The following is a 21723-nucleotide window of genomic DNA, read 5'->3' as shown; positions in this document are numbered from 1 at the left end:
ATGAAGTGGCCTTGCAGGTGATCAGTGCCTCCAATTCGTCGATGAGCAACTCCGACGAGCAGTCCAACCGCACCAACAGCGTCGCCGCCGCCATCAACGAGTTGGGCGCCGCCGCCCAGGAGATCGCCGGCAATGCCGCACAGGCCTCGCAGCATGCCAGCTCGGCACGCCTGCTGGCCGAAGAAGGGCAGCAGGTGGTGGAGCGCAACATCGCGGCAATGAACCGCCTGTCGGACCTGATCGTCACCTCCAGCGCGCACATCGAAACGCTCAACAGCAAGACGGTGAACATCGGCCAGATCCTCGAGGTGATCACCAGTATTTCCCAGCAGACCAATTTGCTGGCGCTCAACGCCGCGATCGAAGCCGCCCGAGCCGGTGAGGCCGGCCGTGGTTTCGCCGTGGTGGCGGACGAAGTGCGCAACCTGGCGCACCGCACCCAGGAGTCGGCGCAACAGGTGCAGAGCATGATCGAAGAGCTGCAGGTCGGTGCCCGCGAGTCGGTCGACACCATGGGCCAGAGCCAGCGCCACAGCCAGGACAGCGTCGCCATCGCCAACCAGGCAGGCGAACGCCTCGACAGCGTCACCGTGCGCATTGGCGAGATCGACGGCATGAACCAGTCGGTAGCCACCGCAACCGAAGAGCAGACCGCCGTGGTCGACTCGATCAACATGGACATCAACGAGATCAACCTGCTCAACCAGGAAGGCGTCGAAAACCTTCAGGCCACCCTGCGGGCGTGTGCGGACCTGGAGCAGCAGGCCACCCGCCTGAAGCACCTGGTGGGCAGCTTCCGCATCTGACCTCAGGCGGCAAGCAGCAAAGCTGCTTGCCGCTAACTCAACCGAACAAACTATCCTTCAGAGAGGTCAACCTTTAGGCGTGTCATCGCCGGCTCTTTACAGCCGGGTGACAGACCCGAAGACGATCCCGGAGGGATGCTGATCGTGCACATCGCTGACATCACCATGTTCTACGCCCCGGCCAGCGGCGGCGTACGGACTTATCTTGATGCCAAACATCACCGCCTCGGCGCTATTCAGGGGGTGCGCCATAGCCTCTTGATTCCCGGTGCCAGCGCGCACCACGCCGATGGTGTCCACCATGTCCCCGCACCTCCCCTGCCCTTTGGCAAAGGCTACCGCTTCCCGGTGCGCCTGGCGCCCTGGTGCAATGTGCTGCGCGGCCTCAAGCCAGACCTGATCGAGGTTGGCGACCCTTACCTGACCGCCTGGGCAGCCCTGGAGGCGCGGCGTCAGCTCGATGTACCAGTGATCGGCTTCTACCACTCCGACCTGCCGTTGCTGGTCAGCAACCGCATGGGCAACTGGTTCACGCCCAACGTCGAAGCCTACGTCAGCAAGCTGTACGGCAATTTCGACCGGGTGCTGGCCCCCAGCCAGGTGATGGCCGACAAGCTGCGCCGCCTGGGCGTGCGCGATGTGCATGTGCAGCGCCTGGGCGTTGACCTCGCGACCTTCAACCCGAACCACCGCGACCCGCAGCTACGCGCCGAACTGGGCATCCCCGATACCAGCCGCTTGCTGATCTTCGCTGGCCGCGGTTCGCGGGAAAAGAACCTGCCAGTGCTGCTCGACTGCATGCAGCGCCTGGGCCGCCCCTACCATCTGTTGCTGGTGGGCTCGAACATGCCCGCCAACGTTCCTGACAACGTCAGCGTGATCAATCACTTCTGCCCCCTCCACGAGGTCGCCAGGCTGGTGGCCAGCGCCGACCTGCTGGTGCATGCCGGCGACCAGGAAACCTTCGGCCTGGTCATCCTTGAAGCGATGGCCAGTGCCACGCCCGTGGTGGCCGTGCGCGCCGGGGCGTTCGGCGAGATCGTCAACGAGCAGTGCGGGCGCCTCTGCCGCGCCAACGATGGCCTGGCCATGGCGGCTGCAGTGCGCGAAGCGTTCGAGGCGGGCGTACGCACGCTTGGGGCGCAGGCGCGTAACCATGTCGAGCAGCATTACTCGTGGGATAACGTGGTCAACGGTTTGCTGCAGCACTACCAGGCAGTGCTGGGCCACCAGCCGTTGGTGCGCGCCCATGGCTGAGGCCAACGCCACACGGGCCAGCCTGATGCTGGTGCTGCACGACGTCGCCCCCGAAACCTGGCCGGACTATCAGCCTTTCATCGAGGCCGTGGACGAAATGGGCGACGTGCCCATGACCTGGCTGGTAGTGCCGGACTTCCATCACCGTAACCCCCTGGCGCACTCCCCGGCCTTCTGCCGCCTGCTGGAGCGGCGCCTGGCGCGCGGCGATGAGCTGGCGCTGCATGGCTTCTACCATGCCGACGACGGGCCAACGCCGCGCAACCTCGGCGACTACTTCATGCGCCGCATCTATACCCATGAAGGGGAGTTCTATGCCCTTGACCAGGCGCAGGCGATGCAGCGCCTGGAGGCCGGGCTTGCGTTGTTCGACCGCCAAGGCTGGCCAGTCGCAGGCTTCGTCGCCCCCGCCTGGCTGATGAGCCAGGGCACGCGCCAGGCCTTGCGCCAACTGCCGCTGCGCTACACCAGCACCCCCCAGCATTTGTACCGTTTGCCAGACTTTACCGCCTTCGATGCCCCGGGCCTGGTCTGGAGCGCGCGCAGCGCCTGGCGCCGAAGCTTGTCCAGGGTAGTCTGCGACTGGCAGTGCAAGCGCTGGGGGGCGGCGGAAACCCTGCGCCTGGGACTGCACCCGGTAGACATGCGCCACCGCTCTTCGCGCAACTACTGGTTGCACACCCTCGACAAACTGCTGTTGCAAGGCCGTGAGCCGCTGACCAAATCGGCCTGGCTGGAGCGCCAGGTGAGCGCATGAACCGCCTGGGCTGGCTGGCCGTGGCGGTGCTGTTTGCCGTGTTGGTCCCTGCAGTGCTGGGCGGCAATGAGCTGCTACCCAGGCTCAAGGCCTTCGACCCCGGCCTGATGCTGACGTTGCTAGGCATGATCCTGCTGTGCTGGGTCATCAACGCTATCCGGTTGCGCCTGCTGCTGGGTCAGCATGGGGCCACGTTGGGGCGCATGCGCAGCCTCGGCGTGGTGATGGCCACTGAGTTCGCCATCTGCACCACCCCGGGGGGCAGCGGTGGCCCACTGACGCTCATGGCATTGCTGGCCCGCGACCGTATCGGCCCAGCGCGCAGCGGTGCGGTGTTCGCCATGGACCAGCTCAATGACCTGCTGTTCTTCTTCTGCGCCATGCTGGCAATTGCCGGCTACGCGTTGTTCCACAGCCTGGGCCGCAGCCAGGAGAGCATGTTGCTGGGCAGTGCCCTGCTGCTGTGCTCGGCATTGGCGGCGATAGTGGCGCTGCTGCGCTATCGGCGCGCAGTCATGCGCTTCAACGGCCGACTTCTGCAGCGCTTGGGCACGGCGCCACGGCGTAAACGGCGCTGGGCCCGCAAGGTGCTGCATTTCATCGATGCCTTGGCGCAGACCTGGCAACTGCCCAAACGCACCCTCGCGCTGGTGTTTACACTCACCTGTGTGCACTGGAGCCTGCGCTACAGCGTGCTGTACCTGGTGCTGCAAGGCCTGGGCGTGGAGCTTTCGTGGATCCCGAGCTTTCTGGTGCAGATGCTCTCGCTCAGCGCTGGGCAGTTCAGCCTGCTACCCGGCGGCGCCGGCGCCGCCGAGCTGACGTCGGCAAGCCTGCTGACGCCACTGGTGGGCAGCTCGACAGCTGCCGCAGCGATCCTGATCTGGCGCGCGGTTACTTACTATTTTTATCTGCTGGCGGGCGGGCCGGTGTTTGTCTGCCTGCTGGCGCGCCCGCTGCTGGAGCGCTGGCGGCGTCAGGCGAGTTGAGCTGGCGCCAGAGTTCGGCGGCATCGGGAAAGTCAGTGCCGTCTTCTTCACTCAGGGCTTCGGGGTCGTAACGCGCGAGGCAGCCCTCGCCGAGGGTCGGCGGCAGTGAAACGGCGGGCTTGTTGCGGGAAGTTGCCATCATTGCTCCCCATCGGTATTGGGGGCTGCGTGGCAGCCCCCTTGGGTGTATCAGTCGAATACCACCGTCTTGTTACCATGCACCAGCACGCGGTCTTCCAGGTGGTAACGCAGGCCACGCGCCAGCACCATCTTCTCGACATCACGGCCAAAGCGCACCATGTCCTCGATGCTGTCGGCATGGTTAACACGCACCACGTCCTGCTCGATGATCGGGCCGGCGTCCAGCTCTTCGGTCACATAGTGGCAGGTCGCACCGATCAGCTTCACACCCCGCAGGGCGGCCTGATGGTACGGCTTGGCGCCGACGAACGAAGGCAGGAAGCTGTGGTGGATGTTGATCACCTTCTCGGCGTAATCCTGGCACAGCTGCGGCGGCAGGATCTGCATGTAGCGCGCCAGCACCACGACGTCAGCCGCGTGCTCTTGAACCAGGCGCGACACTTCGGCAAACGCCGGTGCCTTGTCTTTCGGGTCGACCGGTACGTGGAAGAACGGAATACCGTGCCACTCCACCATGCTGCGCAGGTCGTTGTGGTTGGAAATCACGCAAGGAATCTCGCAATCCAGCTCGGCCGTGTGCCAACGGTGCAGCAAGTCGGCCAGGCAGTGGGATTCGCGGCTTGCCATCAGCACAACACGTTTCTTCTGCGCAGAATCCGTCACTCGCCAGATCATGGAGAACTCTTCGGCAATCGGCGCGAATGCTTCGCGGAAGGCCTCGATACCGAACGGCAGCGATTCAGCACGAATTTCATGGCGCATGAAGAACCAACCACTCTGCTCATCGGAGTGGTGGCTGGCTTCGTTGATCCAGCCATTGTACAAAGCCAGGAAATTACTGACTTTCGCCACGATACCAACACGGTCGGGGCAGGCGATCACCAGACGATAGGTGCGCATGAATAAGACTCCAGAACTTCGCAAAGGCGCTCATTCTAGCGGCCCGCTCGAAAAAACGCAGTAATCATTGCGCCCACCGGTAGCGCCCCCCTTGGCCAACGGGCTGCGGCAGCCTGTCGCTAGCAACAGATGAAAAACATGACGAACTGCAGGGCTTATGTAAATTTTTCTTAACCTTGAGATATTTTGTCACAGCCGTATTAACACTTGATCAATTGATTAATATGTTTACTTGAGACTTTCGCCTGTCTATTATTGCCCCACACATTCTCTGAACATGCATCAAGGAACACTCCATGTCTCTGATCAACGAGTACCGCGCCACCGAAGAAGCCATCAAGGAACTTCAGGCCCGCCTGGCCAACCTGTCGCAGGATGACAAGCTGAAAAAAGAACTGGAGTTCGAAGGCAAACTGCGCACGCTGATGGGCGAATACTCCAAGTCGCTGCGTGATGTCATTGCCCTGCTCGACCCAGAGTCGAAACTGAGCAAAGCCCCACGTGGCGCAGTCAAGGCCACCGCCACCAAGCGTGCGCGCAAGGTCAAGCAATACAAGAACCCGCACAACGGTGAAGTAATCGAAACCAAAGGCGGCAACCACAAAACCCTGAAAGAATGGAAAGCCAAGTGGGGTGGTGATGTGGTTGAAAGCTGGGCGACTCTGCTGGACTGATTGTCCGCAGCCCTGCTGCTACTGCTTGTAACAAGAACGCCGGCTCAATGCCGGCGTTCTTGTTTGCGCATGCATCAACACTCAAGCGCCGATTGCAAATTGCTCAGCCAATTGCCGCGCATGGGCCTGCCAGGCATCCAGTACCCGCCGCCCCGCCTCGTCGGCGCTGGCCCAGGCGCTCTGCCGGGCCTGCTCGAAGTCCCCTAGCGTGTTCGGTGCGCCCCACTGCGGGTCACTCAGGCGTTGCTGGCAGAAGCCATACCAGCGCTGACGCTCTTCACTGTTCAAGGTCTCGGGGAAGTTACGGGCCCGGTAACGGAACAACAACTCGGGCATGCGCGGGTCATCGAACATCCAATGCCCCTGCCCCAACTGTGCAGGGTCCAGCGTGCGCACTTGCTCGCACAAGCGCCGGTCACGGTCCCCCAGAAAACCGTCATACAACTGTTGTTCCGGATCTTCACTTGGGGTGAAGTCATCCTTGCTGTAGATGTGCTCCAGCTTGTGTTGCCATTCTTCTTGTTGATTGGCCAACGCCTCACCGCGTGATTGCAGCAGTGGCAAATCGATGCCGAGGCGTTGCTGATCCGCCGGGCGTAAAACCGAAAGCGGCGCCACCACCGGGCAGCGATTGATCTGCAGCAACTTCAATGGCACGGGTAATTGCCCTTCAGCTAATTCCTCATGGCGCGTGTACAAGCGTTCACGAAGTAGCTCGGCACTTTCCCTTATCAACGGTAGGGTTTCCTGATGCAGGTCGCACACAATCAGTGCATTGCGATTACGCGGGTGCCAGGCCAACGGCAAGACCACGCCCAGGTAATTGCGCGCCGCCGAGAAGCGCCCCGATATATGAACCATCGGCTGCAACAAACGGATCTGCTCCATCACTTTGTGCTTGCTGCGCAACTGGAACAGCCACTCGAACAACTTCGGTTGTTTCTCTCGTATCAGGCGGGCCAATGCGATGGTGGCCCGCACGTCGGAAAGTGCCTCGTGTGCATGCCCATGGTCAATGCCATTGGCTTTGCTCAACAGTTCCAGGCGCAGGCTGGTGCGCCCGTCCTGTTGCGGCCATTGGATGCCTTCCGGGCGCAGGGCATACGCCGTGCGTACCACATCGATCAAGTCCCAGCGGCTGTTGCCGCCCTGCCACTCACGGGCGTAGGGGTCGAAGAAGTTGCGGTACAAGCTGTAACGGGTAACTTCGTCGTCAAAACGCAGCGTGTTGTAACCCGCCCCGCAGGTTCCAGGGCGCGCCAGTTGCTCATGCACTCGCGTCATGAATTCGGCTTCGCACAGCCCTTGGTTGGCCAATTGCTGGGGCGTGATGCCGGTTACCAGGCAGGCTGCCGGGTGCGGCAGGATATCGTCGGAGGGGCGGCAATAAAGACTGATCGGCTCGTCGATCTCGTTGAGGTCGAAGTCGGTGCGCAGGCCTGCGACCTGCAGCGGCCGATCGCAGCGTGGGTTGATGCCAGTGGTTTCGTAGTCGTGCCAGAAGATGCTGGAGGTCACGGGAGCGTCCTGATTCAAGGTCGCCCCGATTCTAGCGGACCTGCCCTCAGACGGAAGCGTTGGCTGGGTGGAAACTGAAATAGTCACGCAGCGAGCGGACGAATTCGTCGTACTCGCGCGGGGCTTGCAGCAGCATGAACCCCGAGTCGTAATGCCCTGGGGTCTGATCCTCGCGGCACCACAGGCAACTGGCGGTCAGGTTGATGAACTGAAAACCGCCACCGGCCAGCGGCAGGCGCAATTGCAGCTCGAAATCGGGCCCGACCAGCACAGGTAGCTGGCTTATCAACATCAGGCCATCTTCAGAGGCATTACCCAACTGCCCGATCGGCTGATCGGTAAAACGGTTGAAGACCTTGAGAACACAAGGCAACTGATGGCGTTCGATATGACGCTGGTTGAACATGGTCACAGTGCAGTCCGTACCCGATGCCAGGAATGCGAGGTACTGGCGGTTGTTGTAACAGCTAAGTTACAGGTTAGCGCAGCGTCGGCGGCAAATCCCGTGAAATAAACGATACCTTGGTATTAACGCCAAGGAGAGGCCTTCACCGGGATGGCCACGGCCGCCTCGCCACCGCGGTAGTGGCCCAGCTGCTGCAGTGTCTGCAGCCGCGCCTTGGCCCGGTAGGCGTATTCGTTGCGCGGGTATTGCTGGATCAGGTATTCGTAGGTTTGCGCAGCATCGACGAACAGTTGCTGGCGCTCCAGGCACTGGCCCCGCAGCAGTGACACTTCCGGATGGATGAACGGCCGCGCGCGGCTGGTACGGTCGACCTGCGACAGCTCGAGCATGACCTGCTGGCAGTCGCCACGGTCGTAGGCGCGGTAGGCGTTGTTCAAATGGTGGTCCATGGACCAACGGGTGCAGCCGACGGCGCTGGCCGCCAAGGCTAAAACGATCAGGGCTCGCATGGGGGATCTCCTTTGATGCCAGTGTATCGGCCTTTGCCGCCAAATCTTCACAGGCTTTTGCAAGGATACCCCGCCCGTTCAAATGCCACCCTGCACTGCTTGCAGGTAGTGCAACGGAACAATGACTACAGCGCGATTCAGGAGTAGCCTTTCGCTGCGCTTCACTATAGGAGTCTGTGCATGACCATCCGCCGTACCAAAATCGTCGCCACCCTTGGCCCCGCCAGCAACTCGCCGGAAGTGATCGAACAACTGATCCTCGCCGGCCTGGATGTGGCACGCCTGAACTTCTCCCACGGCACCCCGGACGAGCACAAGGCGCGCGCCCGCCTGATCCGTGAGATCGCTGCCAAGAATGGTCGCCACGTCGCACTGCTGGGCGACCTGCAGGGTCCGAAGATCCGCATCGCCAAATTCAGCAACAAGCGCATCGAACTGAAAGTCGGTGACACGTTCACCTTCTCCACCGCTCACCCGCTGACCGAAGGCAACCAGGACATCGTCGGTATCGACTACCCGGACCTGGTCAAGGACTGCGGCGTCGGCGACGAACTGCTGCTCGACGATGGCCGCGTGGTCATGCGCGTCGAGACCGCCACCGCTGATGCCCTGCACTGCGTGGTGATCGTCGGTGGCCCCCTGTCGGACCACAAAGGCATCAACCGCAAAGGTGGCGGCCTGACCGCTCCGGCCCTGACCGAAAAAGACAAGGCCGACATCAAGCTGGCCGCGGAAATGGACCTGGACTACCTGGCCGTGTCGTTCCCGCGTGACGCCAAGGACATGGAATACGCCCGCAAGCTGCGTGACGAGTCCGGCGGCAGCGCCTGGCTGGTGGCCAAGATCGAGCGCGCCGAAGCCGTTGCCGACGACGAGACCCTCGACGGCCTGATCGCCGCCTCCGACGCAGTCATGGTTGCCCGTGGCGACCTGGGCGTGGAAATCGGCGACGCCGAGCTGATCGGCATCCAGAAGAAGATCATCCAGCACGCCCGCCGCAACAACAAAGCGGTGATCGTGGCGACCCAGATGATGGAGTCGATGATCCAGAACCCGATGCCGACCCGCGCCGAAGTGTCCGACGTGGCCAACGCCGTGCTCGACAACACCGATGCGGTGATGCTGTCGGCCGAAAGTGCCGCCGGTTCCTACCCGATCGAAGCCGTACAGGCCATGGCGCGTATTTGCCAAGGTGCCGAAAAGCACCCGACCAACCAGAAGTCCAGCCACCGCCTGCACACCACCTTCGAGCGCTGCGACGAAAGCATCGCCCTGGCGGCCATGTACACCGCCAACCACTTCCCCGGCGTCAAGGCGATCATCGCCCTCACCGAAAGTGGCTACACCCCGCTGATCATGTCGCGCCTGCGTTCGCACGTGCCGATCTACGCACTGACCCCGCACCGCGCCACCCAGGCCCGTACCGCGATGTTCCGCGGCGTCTACCCGATCGCTTTCGACCCGGCATCGCTGCCGGCCGACAAGGTGAGCCAGGCGGCGGTCGACGAACTGCTCAAGCGTGGGCTGGTGGAGCAAGGCGACTGGGTCATCCTGACCAAAGGTGACAGCTACCACACCATCGGTGGCACCAACGGCATGAAAATCCTGCATGTCGGTGATCCGCTGGTCGGTTGATCGCTGATCGCATGGTGCAAAAGCCCCGTACAGTTTCTGTCGGGGCTTTTTTTTAAAGCGACGCCTGCGCTCAAAGACTTATCTATCGCCAGCTCATGCGCCGCGTGTCGTTGAATGGGTTCTCTTCACCTCGATGACGAGAACCTGATCATGAGTGACGCTCCCCTACACTCCCAAGCCGGCAACTTTATTGATTGCTTCAAGACCGCCGTCGACAACCGAACGGGCCAGTTCTCCCTGGCCATAGCCCTGCCACTGCCCCCCGCCAACCAGCTGTGCGGGCCTGCGCTGAGCGTGACACTGGCCTTCAGCACCCTGGCCTCCTCCAGTAACCGTGGCTATGGCCTGGGCTGGAACCTGGGGCTGTCGGAGATCAACCTTGATCAGGATAGACCGCGCCTGAGCCTGGCTTCAGGCGAGCATTTTGCAATCGACCTGATGAATTCCGACCCAGGTAGCGGGGGCCGGCTGGTGTTCTTCGATCAGAAACTGCCTACCTTCACGGTGACCCGGCAAGCCGATGGCGCACTGCGGGTGGACAAGCAAACCGGCGAAAGCGAGATTCTTCGCCAACAGGACGACAGCGCCCGCTACTTGCTTGAGGAGATGCGTTCCCCCGAAGGGCGCCGCCTGTATTTCGACTGGCGACCCTTCAGCGACGGCATATCGATGCTGGCGAGGATCCGCGATGAAACCCGTACGTTGCTGGCCCTGGAAAACGAAGCCAGTGAACTGCGTTTCGTGCTCAATCCTCAAACGGCCCAGGCCGCTACTGTGCGTGTGTTGATGAGCAATGAGTGCCTGAGCCACCTGTACCTGCCTGACATCGACCAGCCGTTCGAAATAGAGTACGACGCCCTGAACCTGCCAGGTCAAGGGCAGCTTCTGTTGCCACGCAGCTTTGTCGGCCCACTCGGTGCCCGCGACATCGTCCACTGGTCCCAGAACAGCGAAGGCCTGCGCATGCCCGAGGGCGGCCCTCTGGCCTTCCTGCCACGCGTCATGTCCTGGACCCATACCAGCGCTGGCCCGGGCAGTGAACTCCAGCGCAGCTACCAGTGGATAGGGGATCACAACCACCTGGGCTATGGCAGTGACCAGGCGTTCGAATGGCAGAGCGGGCGGGACAACCTCTACCAGGTCAACAGCGACTACCTGTACCAGGTGGTGGAAGAACAGACCGATGGCCAAGGTAGAGTTCTGGGCACAGTCGAGCGCACCTGGGACCGTTTCCACCTGCAGGTAAGTGAAGTGACCCGCCGGGGGCAATGCGAAACACGTGAGCGGACGCTGTACGGCGTCGACCCGGCGCTCAGCTGGGAGGAGCAACCGGCCTGGTGCCAGCTGCCCCACGAAGTATCGGTCACCTATCTGGATCATTCCCGCCCCGGCGAAAGCCGCAGCGAGAGCACCCGCTATGCCTATGATGACTTTGGCAACCCACTGCGCGTGCTTTTCCCCAGCGGCGTTCAGGAACGCTACGAGTATTACCCGGCAGAAGGTGCCGAAGGCTGCCCCGCAGACGCTCTCGGCCGAGTGCGCTTGCTCAGGAAGAAGACCGTTGTTCCCATCATTGCCAAGGGCGCGGCGCCTGTCCTGAGCACCACCTATACCTACCAGGCGCTGCCGTCGCTGATCGAAGGCGCATTGCCACACGTGCTGGTGGCCAGCGAGCAGCTTGAAGGCCCGGAGGGCCGGGTGATCGAACACACCCGGCAGTTCTATCTGACCACTGCAGGTGCCACCTATGGCCGGGAAGAAAAGAGCGTCGTCACAATTGGCGGCAAGTGCACGACCATCTTTTACAGCTACAGTGCCACAGAGCATGAACTGGTCACCGAAGTGTCCCTCCAGGGCTTCGAGAACGATGAAGAAAACCGCTCGTGCACAGCTCATGCGCAATCGCTGCTCACCGGCCAGACCCTCTGGGAGCGGCACGACAGTGGTGCCATCACCCGTTATGAATATGACCGACTAGGCCGGGTGGTGCGTACCAGGGCTGCCGCAGACAGCACTTATCAGACCGAGCGTCTAGCCCGTTATCACCTCAACGACCCGTTCGCCAGACAAGCCAGGCCGAGCGATCAATACAACCCGGTATTGATCGAGCAGGTCGATATCACCGGCCGCCGACAGCGCCAATGGCTCGATGGCGAAGGCCGAGTTGTGAGCGTCCAGCTCGAGGACCTCGACAACAGCCCAGGCGTATTCCACGAAACCAGCCGCAACCAATACGATGCGCTCGGCCGCCTGGTCAGCCAGACCTCGCTGGACTGGTTCAAGGCCGACAACCTGCTAACCCTGACCCGTACCACCCGCTACGACGACTGGGGCCAGGCCTGCCAGGTCACCAGCCTGGAAGGCATCGAGCAGCATCTGCGTCACGACCCCATCACCCGCCGCAGCGAACAGTGGCAAGCGGCAGGCAAGCTCATGGGGCCGCGCCAGGTAACCTTGCGCAACGCCGCAGGCAGCCTGGTGGAACAGCAGGATTATGATACGCGCGGGCAACGCACCCGCACCTTGTTACTGCTTCGCGACGGCCTCGACCGGGTCATCGAGCAGCGCATCCAGGTCGAAGGTTCACCCGACATCGTCACGCGCATGCGCCATGACGCCTACTCACGCATCATCGAAAAGCGCCTGCCGGACAATACCGTGGTGACCTGGACCTTCGCCGAGCACAGTGATGGCCATCACCCGCAAAGCATTGCCGTCAGCTTGGACACCGGGGAGGCACACGCATGAGCGATACCACTTGGATACTCGGCCGTCAGACCTTCGATGGCCTTGGCCGGCAACGTTCGGTTCAGGTTGCCGGGCGCACCACCCACTACCACTACCGGCCAGCCCAACTGCCGCCCGTCGCCAACACCTTGGCCGACGGCCAGCGCGTGACCTACCGCTACGAACCTCTGCTGGGCAATGCCCTGCTGGGCACCGCAGCCGAGGGCGAAGCCGAGCAGCAGCTGACCTATCACACGACGCTCGGCATTCCGACCGGTGCCAGCGGCGGGCTCGGCAGCCTCAGCTGGCAACGCACGCCTTCCGGGCTGCCCCTGCGCGATGGCTGGAACGTCGACCAGGTCGAGCACAGCACCCATTGGCGCCATTCGCTCAACGGGTTGCCAGTGGGTTTCATCGACGCTGCGGGGGTAGAACACCACCGCCATCTCGACCGGTTCGGGCGCCTGCAGCGCCTCGAGGTTGACGGCATACAAACCGAGTTCAGCTACGACGCCCTCTCCCGCCCGCTTAGCATTACTACCCACGACCCGGCCCGCGCACGGCGCCTGACCAGGTGGATCAGCTACGACACCATGGGCCGCGAACAGCGCAGCGTCTACACCGTAAGCGATGCCGCCGGGGAGCGAAGCATCACCCTGACCCTGGCCTATTCCGCCCTCGATCAGGTGATCCAGCGCAGCGTCGACGGCGCCGAAGAGTATTTCGACTACGACCTGCGGGGCCGCCTGGTACGCTACCGCGCCAGCCCCGAGGGGGCGCCACTCGATCCGTTCGGCAACCCCATCGTCGAACAGCGCTACATCCTCAACCCGCTGGACGGTTATCAGCGAGTCGTCAGCACCTTCGCCGACGGCAGCCAGGACGAAGCTGAGTTCCGCTACGCTGCGCACGACCCTACCCAGATCAGCACGATTACCCATACCCACCCAAGCTGGCCGGCCCAGATCGAACTGACTTACGACGCCTGCGGCCGACTCATCGCCGACAGCCTGGGCCGCAACTTGACCTGGAACAGCCTCGACCGCCTGGTACGCGTCGAACACAGCGGGTCTAGCTGCCAGTATCACTACGACGCCAGCGGTAACCTCTGCCAACGTGAACTGGACAGTAGCCGGGTACGCAGCTTCTACAGCGCCGGCCAGCTGACCCACGAACAGCACGGTGAGCAGCGCCTGGGACTGATCGGCGAAGGCGCCGGAGTGTTTGCCTTGCGCTGCAAGGTTGATGGCGAGTGCACTACCCGCCTGATTGGCTGCGATGGCCAGGGCAGCGTACGCTTGCACGCCGACGAGCAACTGCGCCAGCACCCCTACAGCCCGCATGGCGCCGAGCCCGACAACGACCAGCAAGTTCCGTTCGGCTTTGCCGGGCTGCGCCGCGAACCTCTGACCGGCTGGTACATCCCTGCCGGCTACCGTCCATACGACCCCGTGCTGATGACCTTCCTCAGCCCCGACAGTGACAGCCCATTCGACCGTGGTGGGCTCAATGCCTACGCGTACTGCGCCGGTGACCCCGTCAACCGCATCGACCCCGATGGCCACAGCTGGGTCGGCTGGACAATCGCAGGCGTGGGCCTGGCGGTTGGCGCAGCGGCCGCGATCAGCACGCTAGGCGCCGCCGTGCCCGCCGTTGTCGCCCTGTATGGCGGCAGCGCGCTGACCGGCAGTGCAGCGCTGGCCATCGGCAATGCCGCACTGAACGCCATTTCCCTGAGCACCGGCATCGCCAGCATGGCCATGCAAGCCAGTGGCGCGGATGAAAAGGCCGCCAGCGTACTGGGCTGGATATCACTGGGTACTGGCCTGGCCAGCGCCGTTATCGGCATGGCGCCCGGCTCGGCCAAAGTCGCCAGCAAAGCGCTCCGCTCACCTGGCCGAGCCAATGCCAAGCGGGCATTCGCCAGCCCGATGACGCCCGCCACCCGGCAGGTACAAAACACCGCCGTGATCTACTCGGCCAACGGTGTGGCCAACGACGTTGCCATGCATTACAACTTCCTGGGGCAAGGCATCCGCGCCTTCGAAACCCACGGCAGCAAAGCTGGCCAATTGATGAACGGCGCAGGCCAGGTGGAAGATGCCGTACGTGTTGCCCTGCGGGAAATAGCACCGCGCCTCGCCGGCATGGCCGACAACGAACCCATCGTCCTGCTGGCCTGTTATGGCGGCAAGAGTGGTGCAGCACAGCGCATTGCCAATGTGCTGCAGCGGCCGGTACACGGCTATGACAAACCCATCTGGGTGCATCACGCAGGTTTCATGCAATCACTTGAAGTGACGAGTCAGACCAGCAATCTGCCCAGGCAGCAGATATCCACATGGCGCCAGCTGATGGGCCACACCGGGCCGTTTTCCGCGGCCCCCGACAAGGAGCTGGCGACTGGCAGGCTGTATTTCCCTCAATAGCCTGCTGGTATCACTGCGGCGCCCGGTCGACGAATGGATCGGCAAACAATTGATTTCGCGGCAACCCGGCAATGAACAAGCGCCGCGCAAACTGCTCGACCCGCGCCGGCGCACCACACGCCAAGGCCACGGTGTGCCGGGACGACAGGCGCAAGCCTTGCAGCCAGGCTTGCAGCTGGTCGGCAACGATCCACTCCACGCTGACATTCCGGTGCTGCCCGGCCAAAGCGGCCAGGGGCCCCGTCAGGTAGTGCTGCTGCGCCGTCGCGGCCACGTGCAGGACCCGGATGTCAGCCTCATGGCCTTGACGCAGCGCTTCGCGCAGGATGCCCCATAACGGCGCCAGGCCGGTACCTGCAGCCAGCAACCACAGCGGCCGCGCTTGCCAGTCCAGCTCGTAATGCAGCGCCCCACCCCGCAGCTCACCCAGGTGCAGCACGTCGCCGACCTCAAGGCAGCGGGCCTTGTCGCAAAACACACCAGGGCGCTGGCAGTCGATATGAAATTCGAGAAAGTCGTCTTCGCCCGGCAGGCTTGCCAGTGAATAAGGCCGGGCGAGCGAACCGTTCCACAGCAGCACATGCTGACCTGCCTGATAACGCAGTACGCGCTCTGACCGCAGGCGCAGGCGCAGCACGTCACCGAACCAGTCCAGTGCGCAAACCTGTGCGGGAATGCCATCTTGCTGCGGGTCGAACACTGCCACACGCAGGTCACCCACTACCCGGCACTGGCAAGCCAGTCGCCAGCCCTGGGCGTGTTTCTCCAGCGCCAATGCCTCGGGCAAGGCGTCCGCAGGCAGCCCGTCCAGGCAATGCACCAGGCAGGCATGGCAGCTACCGGCGCGGCAACTATAGGGCACATTCAACCCGGCCTCGTTCAAGGCATCGAGCAGGTTGCTGCCGGTCGGCACCGCCCAGCGGCGCTCGCCCACGCAAATTTCGGGCATTGTCAGCTATCTCTCCTGGCTCTTTATCTTGACGGGGCTGCCTTGCGGCCCCCTCAAGCATCCTATCTCTTCAGCCAGACAGCAAGAACAGTGCCTGCCCGCGGCCGACCATGGTCCAGACCGGCCGAAGGTGTGCCCGGCACAGATGCGCGCTATACTGCCGCGCCTTTTTCCGCCGGCCTGACCTGCCGGCGCCTTGCAAGGCGTTTCGACATGCTGGTCGGCACCGTCGAGCGTCTTTATGAATGTTCCCGTCTTTAAGAGGAGCGCGCTGCATGACCGTGATCAAGCAAGACGACCTGATTCAGAGCGTCGCCGACGCCCTGCAATTCATCTCGTACTACCACCCCGTCGATTTCATCCAGGCCATGCACGAGGCCTATCTGCGTGAAGAGTCGCCTGCTGCGCGCGATTCCATCGCCCAGATCCTGATCAACTCGCGCATGTGCGCCACCGGCCACCGCCCAATCTGCCAGGACACCGGTATCGTTACCGTGTTCGTGCGCGTGGGCATGGACGTACGCTGGGACGGCGCCACCCTGAGCGTCGACGACATGATCAACGAAGGTGTGCGTCGCGCCTACAACCTGCCTGAAAACGTGCTGCGTGCTTCGATCCTGGCCGACCCGGCCGGTGCCCGCAAGAACACCAAGGACAACACTCCGGCGGTGATCCACTACTCCATCGTCCCTGGCGACAAGGTCGAGGTCGATGTCGCAGCCAAAGGCGGCGGCTCGGAGAACAAGTCGAAGATGGCCATGCTCAACCCGTCCGACTCGATTGTCGACTGGGTGCTGAAGACCGTTCCGACCATGGGCGCTGGCTGGTGCCCGCCTGGCATGCTCGGCATTGGCATCGGCGGTACCGCCGAGAAGGCCGCCGTCATGGCCAAGGAAGTGTTGATGGAATCCATCGACATCCACGAACTGAAAGCCCGTGGCCCGCAGAACCGCCTGGAAGAAATCCGCCTGGAGCTGTTCGAGAAGGTCAACCAGCTGGGCATCGGTGCCCAGGGCCTGGGTGGCCTGACCACCGTGCTCGACGTCAAGATCATGGACTACCCGACCCACGCCGCGTCGCTGCCGGTGTGCATGATCCCCAACTGCGCCGCCACCCGTCACGCTCACTTCGTGCTCGATGGCTCCGGTCCGGCCGAACTGGAAGCGCCGTCGCTGGACGCCTACCCGGAAATCGTCTGGGAAGCCGGCCCCAGTGCCCGCCGCGTCAACCTCGACGACATCACCCCGGAAGAAGTCGCCAGCTGGAAACCGGGCGAAACCATCCTGCTCAACGGCAAGATGCTCACCGGCCGCGATGCCGCGCACAAGCGCATGGTCGAAATGCTCAACCGTGGCGAAGCGTTGCCGGTGGACCTGAAAGGCCGCTTCATCTACTACGTAGGCCCGGTCGACCCGGTCGGTGACGAAGTGGTAGGCCCTGCCGGCCCGACCACCGCTACCCGCATGGACAAGTTCACCCGCCAGATCCTTGAGCAAACCGGCCTGCTGGGCATGATCGGCAAGTCCGAGCGTGGCCCGACCGCCATCGAAGCGATCAAGGACAACAAGGCCGTGTACCTGATGGCCGTTGGTGGCGCTGCCTACCTGGTGGCCCAGGCCATCCGCAAGTCGAAGGTCCTGGCCTTCGCCGAGCTGGGCATGGAAGCGATCTACGAGTTCGAGGTCAAGGACATGCCGGTTACCGTCGCCGTAGACAGCAACGGTGAGTCGGTGCACATCACTGGCCCTGCCCTGTGGCAGAGCAAGATTGCCGAGAGCCTGGCAGTGGAAGTGAAGTGAAGCAGCATTGAGGCAAGAGAAACCGTTTCTCGATGGATCGGTTGCCAGCGCTTCAAACCAACACCCTGCGATGGCTACGCTTTCGCAGGGTGTTTTTTTCCGCAGGACATTGGCGAACACACCGTCATCCGCTGGTGCTGCAGCGTCCCTGCAATCGCTGATCTGATTCATTTATATACCGTCAGGCAGCGATCAGAATCCATTTCACTGGACACTCCTCCATCAAAGAGTGTCTCGAAATGAACGCCTTAAAGATCGACAATCATTGGCTCACCCGCTTTCGCCTTGATATCACCTCCAGCTCCAACCGCCTGTATGCCAATGGCCGGCAGCAAGTCGAGGTGACTGTCACCCTGGAGCCGCGCAAAGGGGAAACCATCAGCGAGGAGAGCCTCGATAGCCTGTCGCTGGTGCTGATTGATGAAGACGGCGAACCCCGCCTGCTGGATCACCCCGACCTGTTCGCGTACAAGGAGCGAGATAAGCGGTTTGTTTATCATGCTGCGTACGGGGGCGTCCCCAGCGCGCTCACCGAAAAAACCGCAAACAGCATTCGCCGTATCTTCTACGTCACATCCAAACGCCCTGGCGGTACGCTCACCCAGATCTACGCAATGATGTTCAAGGATGAGAGCAGTTACGCCATAACCAACACCAGCCCCTTCGTCTCATCGGTGGTCATTGAGTCCATCACACCACCGCCCCCGCATGACAAGGCGTTCCACCTTGAACCGGGCGCCTCCTTCACCTACAAGTCGCCCAATGCGAATAGCCACTGGGACGACGAGGTCAAAGAGACGGTCAGCTACTTTGGTTTTGCCGATCCCAAGCTCATCCTGGTCGAGAGCACCGCACTGGTGACGCCTTCGAACACACCTTTCTATGAGCGGCACAATCATGACGACGCCCTTATCTCATTCGAGCTGACCAACGACTACAGCCAGGAATCGAAAGTGACAGCCCTGGGCGTGGGGGACGACTTCGAAGCGATCTCCCCTGATTCAGGCGAAGCGTTTGTAGAACGACCCAACCACATGATCATTCATCAGTACTACAGGCGCTTTTACGTAAGGCATTACAACTCGCTCAATGAGGCCCCCAGTGCGTGGTTGCTACTTGACCAGCACGGCAACGAGTACTACGTCGAGTTTCTCGTCAGCGATGGCGGCCACGCGCTGAAATACCATGTCGGCGAAAACGAGGTATGAAACCTGGGGCTGAAAACCGTCAGCTGGGGCGTGCCTCTGATCCCCTGCCAATGTTGGGTACACGGAGCCTGGCCGATTGCCCCCGGTAGCGCCGCGCTGCCGACCTTTTCATGTCATCAGCTCTTTCAGCCAAAACGACATGATCTTCTCGGACGCTGCTTGTTCACCCAGGTCTCGCCAGGCACAGGTGGTGCGCAACGACGGTTCGTGCAGAAAACCCCGGTTGCGCCAGAAACCCTGCAAGGGCTTGTAGTCGGGGGGGCGCCTGGGGTGCGCGCCGGGTCGCTCGACGGCGCAGAAAACGCAGTAATCGAACTCGGCAAGCGTGTGCGCATAGGATTCACGCTCGATAAAAAAGCGCACCCCCAGGCCCTGCCCACGGTACTGCGGCAGCACAAGCGACTCCCCAAAGAAATAGACGCTGGCAGGGTCGCGACCCTGAGCCCTGAACAACTGACGGAACGCGGGGGTGCCATCCATCAGCGGCAAGGCGGTCGAGGCTCCGACCACCCGGCCATCGTCCAGGGCCAACACAACCAGGCTGCGCGCGGAATGGACAAAGCTGGCCAGGTAGTCGGCGTCGTAGTCCGGGTTGCCGTCGTACAAGTAGGGAAACTCGCTCAGTACAGCAAGGCGCAGGCGAGCGAGGTCATCGATGTAAGGCGCGATAGCGGCGCCGTGCAACAGGCGGATTTCCATGCTTGGCGGTCGTTTTGTCGATGTGGATGACGCGCTCGGCTAAGCCGGGCTTGAGGGGAAACCCTATCATCCGAACCAACGCTGCGCCTTTTCCCTACACGACAGGTATTGTTCCATGACCGCTACCGAACTGGTAAATGCTTACTACGCCGCCTTCAATGCCGGTGACATGCCGAGCTTTCTGGCCTTGCTCAGCGAGGACGTGATCCATGACATCAACCAAGGCGAGCGGCAGATGGGCAAGGCGAAGTTCGCTGCATTCATGGGCAAGATGAACCGCTGCTACCGCGAGCGCCTGGCCGACATCGTGGTGATGCAGAACGCCGATGGCAGCCGGGCGGCGGCGGAGTTCACCGTGCATGGCGAATATGTGGCCGATGACGAAGGTTTGCCGGCCGCCAATGGGCAGACCTATGTGCTGCCGGCGGGGGCGTTCTTCTACATCCACTGCGGGAAGATTGCCCGGGTGACCAATTACTACAACCTCAATGACTGGGTCGAGCAAGTGGAGTGACACCACGGGCCGAGTAGATCAGGCGATACGCGTCCCAAGCACCTTCAGGAAAGCCGCCAACCAGGCAGGATGCGCCGGCCACGCTGGCGCCGTCACCAGGTTGCCATCGACATGCGCCTGGTCCACCGCGATGTCGATGAACGTCCCGCCGGCCAGCCGCACCTCCGGTGCACACGCCGGGTACGCACTGCATTCGCGCCCTTCCAGCACCCCGGCCGCCGCCAGCAGTTGCGCCCCATGGCACACCGCCGCAATCGGCTTGCCCGCCTGGTCGAAGGCCCTGACCAGCGCCAGCACCCGCTCATCCAGGCGCAGGTATTCTGGCGCCCGCCCACCCGGGATGAGCAACGCGTCGTAACTTTCGGGCCGGACCTGGACGAAGTCATGGTTCAACGCAAAGTTGTGCCCAGGCTTCTCGCTGTAGGTCTGCTCGCCCTCGAAATCATGGATTGCCGTGCGCACGGTCTGCCCGGCGATTTTCTCCGGGCACACCGCGTGTACCGTATGGCCAACCATGGTCAAGGCCTGGAACGGCACCATCGCCTCGTAGTCCTCGACGTAGTCGCCCACCAGCATGAGAATCTTCTTCGCCGTCATCGCATCCACTCCTTCGGTGATAGGGAACAGCCATTGCACGATAGTCTGCTTCAGTCGCGACGGTCGAGCAGGTTGACCACCAGCCGGTCCAGCCAGCCCCATACCCGCTGCTTGACCCGGCGCCACAACGGCCGGGCGTTCCAGTGGTCAAGGTCGACTTCTTCGCTCAAGGCGAAGTCCCGTTCGAAGCTGGCCCTGACGGCTGCCGTCAGCGGCGGGTCCAGCGCCTCGACGTTGGCCTCCAGGTTGAAGCGCAGGTTCCAGTGGTCGAAATTGCACGAACCGACGCTGACCCAGTCGTCCACCAGCGCCATCTTCAGGTGCAGGAAGCATGGCTGGTATTCATAGATCCGCACACCCGCGCGCAGCAATCGGGGGTAGTAACGGTGGCCCGCATAACGCACCGAAGGGTGGTCGGTGCGTGGGCCGGTGAGCAGCAGGCGCACGTCGACGCCTTTGCCCGCAGCCCGGCGCAATGAACGGCGCACGCTCCAGGTCGGCAGAAAATACGGCGTGGCCAACCACACGCGTTGCTTGCCGCTGTTGAGCGCACGCACCAGCGAATGCAGGATGTCCCGGTGCTGGCGGGCGTCGGCATAGGCTACACGGCCCATGCCCTGCCCTTGCGCCGGGATCCTCGGCAGGCGTGGCAGGCCGAATCCTTCAGGCGGGCGCCAGGCGGTGCGGCGGTTGTTGGCCTGCCACTGGCGATCGAACAGCAGTTGCCAGTCGCCCACCACCGGGCCCTGCATCTGCACCATCACCTCGTGCCACTCGCTGGTCGCCTCACCCGGCGTCCAGAACTCGTCGGTGACACCGGTACCGCCGACCACCGCCCAACGCTCGTCCACCAGCAGCAACTTGCGATGGTCGCGGTACAGGTTGCGCAGGCCGCGGCGCCAGCGCAGGCGGTTGTACCAGCGCAGGTGCACGCCGGCGTCCAGCAGGCGTTGGCGCAAGGCCGAATTGAAAGCAAGCGAGCCATAATCATCGAACAGGCAACGCACGCGCACACCGCGCCTGGCTGTCTGCTCCAGCGCCTCGACCACCGCCTCGGCGCAGGCACCGGCCTCGACCAGGTACAGCTCCAGGTCAACTTGCGTCTGCGCGTGCTCGATGCCCTGCAGCATACGCGGAAAGAATTCAGGCCCGTCGACCAGCAGCTCGAACTGATTGCCATCCCGCCAGGGGAAGACCGGCCCCGGCATG

At 62.6% G+C, this 21723-nt stretch carries 19 protein-coding genes; 11 read left to right on the top strand and 8 right to left on the bottom strand.

Features of this window, described 5'->3' with window-relative positions; translation table 11 throughout:
* Positions 1 to 41: 41 nt before the first annotated feature.
* The 4 genes from ACNQPL_RS11705 to ACNQPL_RS11690 all read left to right on the top strand — a co-directional run bounded on the left by ACNQPL_RS11705 (position 42) and on the right by ACNQPL_RS11690 (position 3809).
* Positions 42 to 806, top strand: coding sequence for a methyl-accepting chemotaxis protein (locus ACNQPL_RS11705; protein ID WP_416466864.1), 765 nt, complete (start codon positions 42 to 44; stop codon positions 804 to 806).
* A gap of 135 nt (positions 807 to 941) precedes the next feature.
* Positions 942 to 2063 carry a glycosyltransferase family 1 protein gene (locus ACNQPL_RS11700; protein WP_346614535.1) on the top strand — a complete coding sequence of 374 codons (1122 nt, stop codon included), beginning with the start codon at positions 942 to 944 and terminating at the stop codon, positions 2061 to 2063.
* Complete coding sequence (locus tag ACNQPL_RS11695; RefSeq protein ID WP_416466801.1) at positions 2056 to 2820, top strand: DUF2334 domain-containing protein; 765 nt, start codon at positions 2056 to 2058, stop codon at positions 2818 to 2820. Before ACNQPL_RS11700 ends, ACNQPL_RS11695 begins: the two co-directional genes overlap by 8 nt.
* The gene (locus ACNQPL_RS11690) at positions 2817 to 3809 is read left to right on the top strand and encodes a lysylphosphatidylglycerol synthase transmembrane domain-containing protein (protein ID WP_346614537.1); all 993 of its coding nucleotides are present in this window, start codon (positions 2817 to 2819) and stop codon (positions 3807 to 3809) included. The genes ACNQPL_RS11695 and ACNQPL_RS11690 overlap by 4 nt, the downstream gene beginning before the upstream one ends.
* Positions 3810 to 3998: 189 nt before the next feature.
* On the opposite strand, the gene purU is transcribed toward ACNQPL_RS11690, so the two are convergent.
* Entirely contained in the window at positions 3999 to 4850 is an 852-nt protein-coding gene (purU, locus tag ACNQPL_RS11685) for a formyltetrahydrofolate deformylase (RefSeq protein ID WP_346614539.1), read from the bottom strand.
* Between the two features lie 296 nt (positions 4851 to 5146).
* On the opposite strand from purU, the gene mvaT reads away from it, so the two are divergent.
* Positions 5147 to 5524 carry a histone-like nucleoid-structuring protein MvaT gene (gene mvaT / locus ACNQPL_RS11680; RefSeq protein WP_346614540.1) on the top strand — a complete coding sequence of 126 codons (378 nt, stop codon included), beginning with the start codon at positions 5147 to 5149 and terminating at the stop codon, positions 5522 to 5524.
* Between the two features lie 81 nt (positions 5525 to 5605).
* On the opposite strand, the gene sbcB is transcribed toward mvaT, so the two are convergent.
* The 3 genes from sbcB to ACNQPL_RS11665 form a co-directional block, all read right to left on the bottom strand.
* Positions 5606 to 7042 (bottom strand): exodeoxyribonuclease I, encoded by a 1437-nt coding sequence (gene sbcB, locus ACNQPL_RS11675; protein WP_416466799.1) that lies wholly within the window; start codon positions 7040 to 7042, stop codon positions 5606 to 5608.
* 46 nt (positions 7043 to 7088) lie between these two features.
* Entirely contained in the window at positions 7089 to 7448 is a 360-nt protein-coding gene (locus ACNQPL_RS11670) for a PilZ domain-containing protein (RefSeq protein ID WP_346614569.1), read from the bottom strand.
* 122 nt (positions 7449 to 7570) lie between these two features.
* Complete coding sequence (locus ACNQPL_RS11665) at positions 7571 to 7957, bottom strand: tetratricopeptide repeat protein (protein WP_416466797.1); 387 nt, start codon at positions 7955 to 7957, stop codon at positions 7571 to 7573.
* A 180-nt stretch (positions 7958 to 8137) separates the two neighbouring features.
* Between ACNQPL_RS11665 and pyk the strand changes: the two genes are divergently transcribed.
* From pyk to ACNQPL_RS11650, 3 genes are all read left to right on the top strand, one after another.
* Positions 8138 to 9592: a pyruvate kinase gene (pyk, locus tag ACNQPL_RS11660; protein WP_346614543.1), complete on the top strand. Its 1455-nt coding sequence runs from the start codon at positions 8138 to 8140 to the stop codon at positions 9590 to 9592.
* 114 nt (positions 9593 to 9706) lie between these two features.
* Positions 9707 to 12340: a hypothetical protein gene (locus ACNQPL_RS11655; RefSeq protein WP_416466795.1), complete on the top strand. Its 2634-nt coding sequence runs from the start codon at positions 9707 to 9709 to the stop codon at positions 12338 to 12340.
* Positions 12337 to 14748: an RHS repeat domain-containing protein gene (locus tag ACNQPL_RS11650; RefSeq protein ID WP_416466794.1), complete on the top strand. Its 2412-nt coding sequence runs from the start codon at positions 12337 to 12339 to the stop codon at positions 14746 to 14748. The genes ACNQPL_RS11655 and ACNQPL_RS11650 overlap by 4 nt, the downstream gene beginning before the upstream one ends.
* Before the next feature lie 10 nt (positions 14749 to 14758).
* Here ACNQPL_RS11650 and ACNQPL_RS11645 read toward each other — a convergent pair whose 3' ends face one another.
* Complete coding sequence (locus ACNQPL_RS11645; RefSeq protein WP_416466793.1) at positions 14759 to 15697, bottom strand: iron-sulfur-binding ferredoxin reductase; 939 nt, start codon at positions 15695 to 15697, stop codon at positions 14759 to 14761.
* A gap of 275 nt (positions 15698 to 15972) precedes the next feature.
* On the opposite strand from ACNQPL_RS11645, the gene ACNQPL_RS11640 reads away from it, so the two are divergent.
* Both ACNQPL_RS11640 and ACNQPL_RS11635 read left to right on the top strand, forming a co-directional pair.
* On the top strand, positions 15973 to 17496 hold the full coding sequence (locus ACNQPL_RS11640; protein WP_016488901.1) for a fumarate hydratase: 1524 nt from the start codon (positions 15973 to 15975) through the stop codon (positions 17494 to 17496).
* 239 nt (positions 17497 to 17735) lie between these two features.
* On the top strand, positions 17736 to 18704 hold the full coding sequence (locus ACNQPL_RS11635; RefSeq protein WP_416466792.1) for a hypothetical protein: 969 nt from the start codon (positions 17736 to 17738) through the stop codon (positions 18702 to 18704).
* 108 nt (positions 18705 to 18812) lie between these two features.
* On the opposite strand, the gene ACNQPL_RS11630 is transcribed toward ACNQPL_RS11635, so the two are convergent.
* Positions 18813 to 19403, bottom strand: coding sequence for a GNAT family N-acetyltransferase (locus tag ACNQPL_RS11630; protein ID WP_416466791.1), 591 nt, complete (start codon positions 19401 to 19403; stop codon positions 18813 to 18815).
* A 115-nt stretch (positions 19404 to 19518) separates the two neighbouring features.
* On the opposite strand from ACNQPL_RS11630, the gene ACNQPL_RS11625 reads away from it, so the two are divergent.
* A complete protein-coding gene (locus ACNQPL_RS11625) occupies positions 19519 to 19917 on the top strand; it encodes a nuclear transport factor 2 family protein (RefSeq protein WP_416466790.1) in 399 nt (132 codons plus the stop codon).
* A gap of 18 nt (positions 19918 to 19935) precedes the next feature.
* Here the strand turns inward: ACNQPL_RS11625 and ACNQPL_RS11620 are convergent, their stop codons facing one another.
* Both ACNQPL_RS11620 and ACNQPL_RS11615 read right to left on the bottom strand, forming a co-directional pair.
* Positions 19936 to 20514: a DJ-1/PfpI family protein gene (locus ACNQPL_RS11620; RefSeq protein ID WP_346614549.1), complete on the bottom strand. Its 579-nt coding sequence runs from the start codon at positions 20512 to 20514 to the stop codon at positions 19936 to 19938.
* Between the two features lie 50 nt (positions 20515 to 20564).
* Positions 20565 to 21722 carry a phosphatidylserine/phosphatidylglycerophosphate/cardiolipin synthase family protein gene (locus tag ACNQPL_RS11615; protein ID WP_346614550.1) on the bottom strand — a complete coding sequence of 386 codons (1158 nt, stop codon included), beginning with the start codon at positions 21720 to 21722 and terminating at the stop codon, positions 20565 to 20567.
* Position 21723: the final 1 nt, after the last annotated feature.

Source organism: Pseudomonas sp. LFS044 (assembly GCF_047978245.1).
Taxonomy (GTDB): domain Bacteria; phylum Pseudomonadota; class Gammaproteobacteria; order Pseudomonadales; family Pseudomonadaceae; genus Aquipseudomonas.
This window is presented reverse-complemented; position numbering and strand designations above follow the sequence as displayed.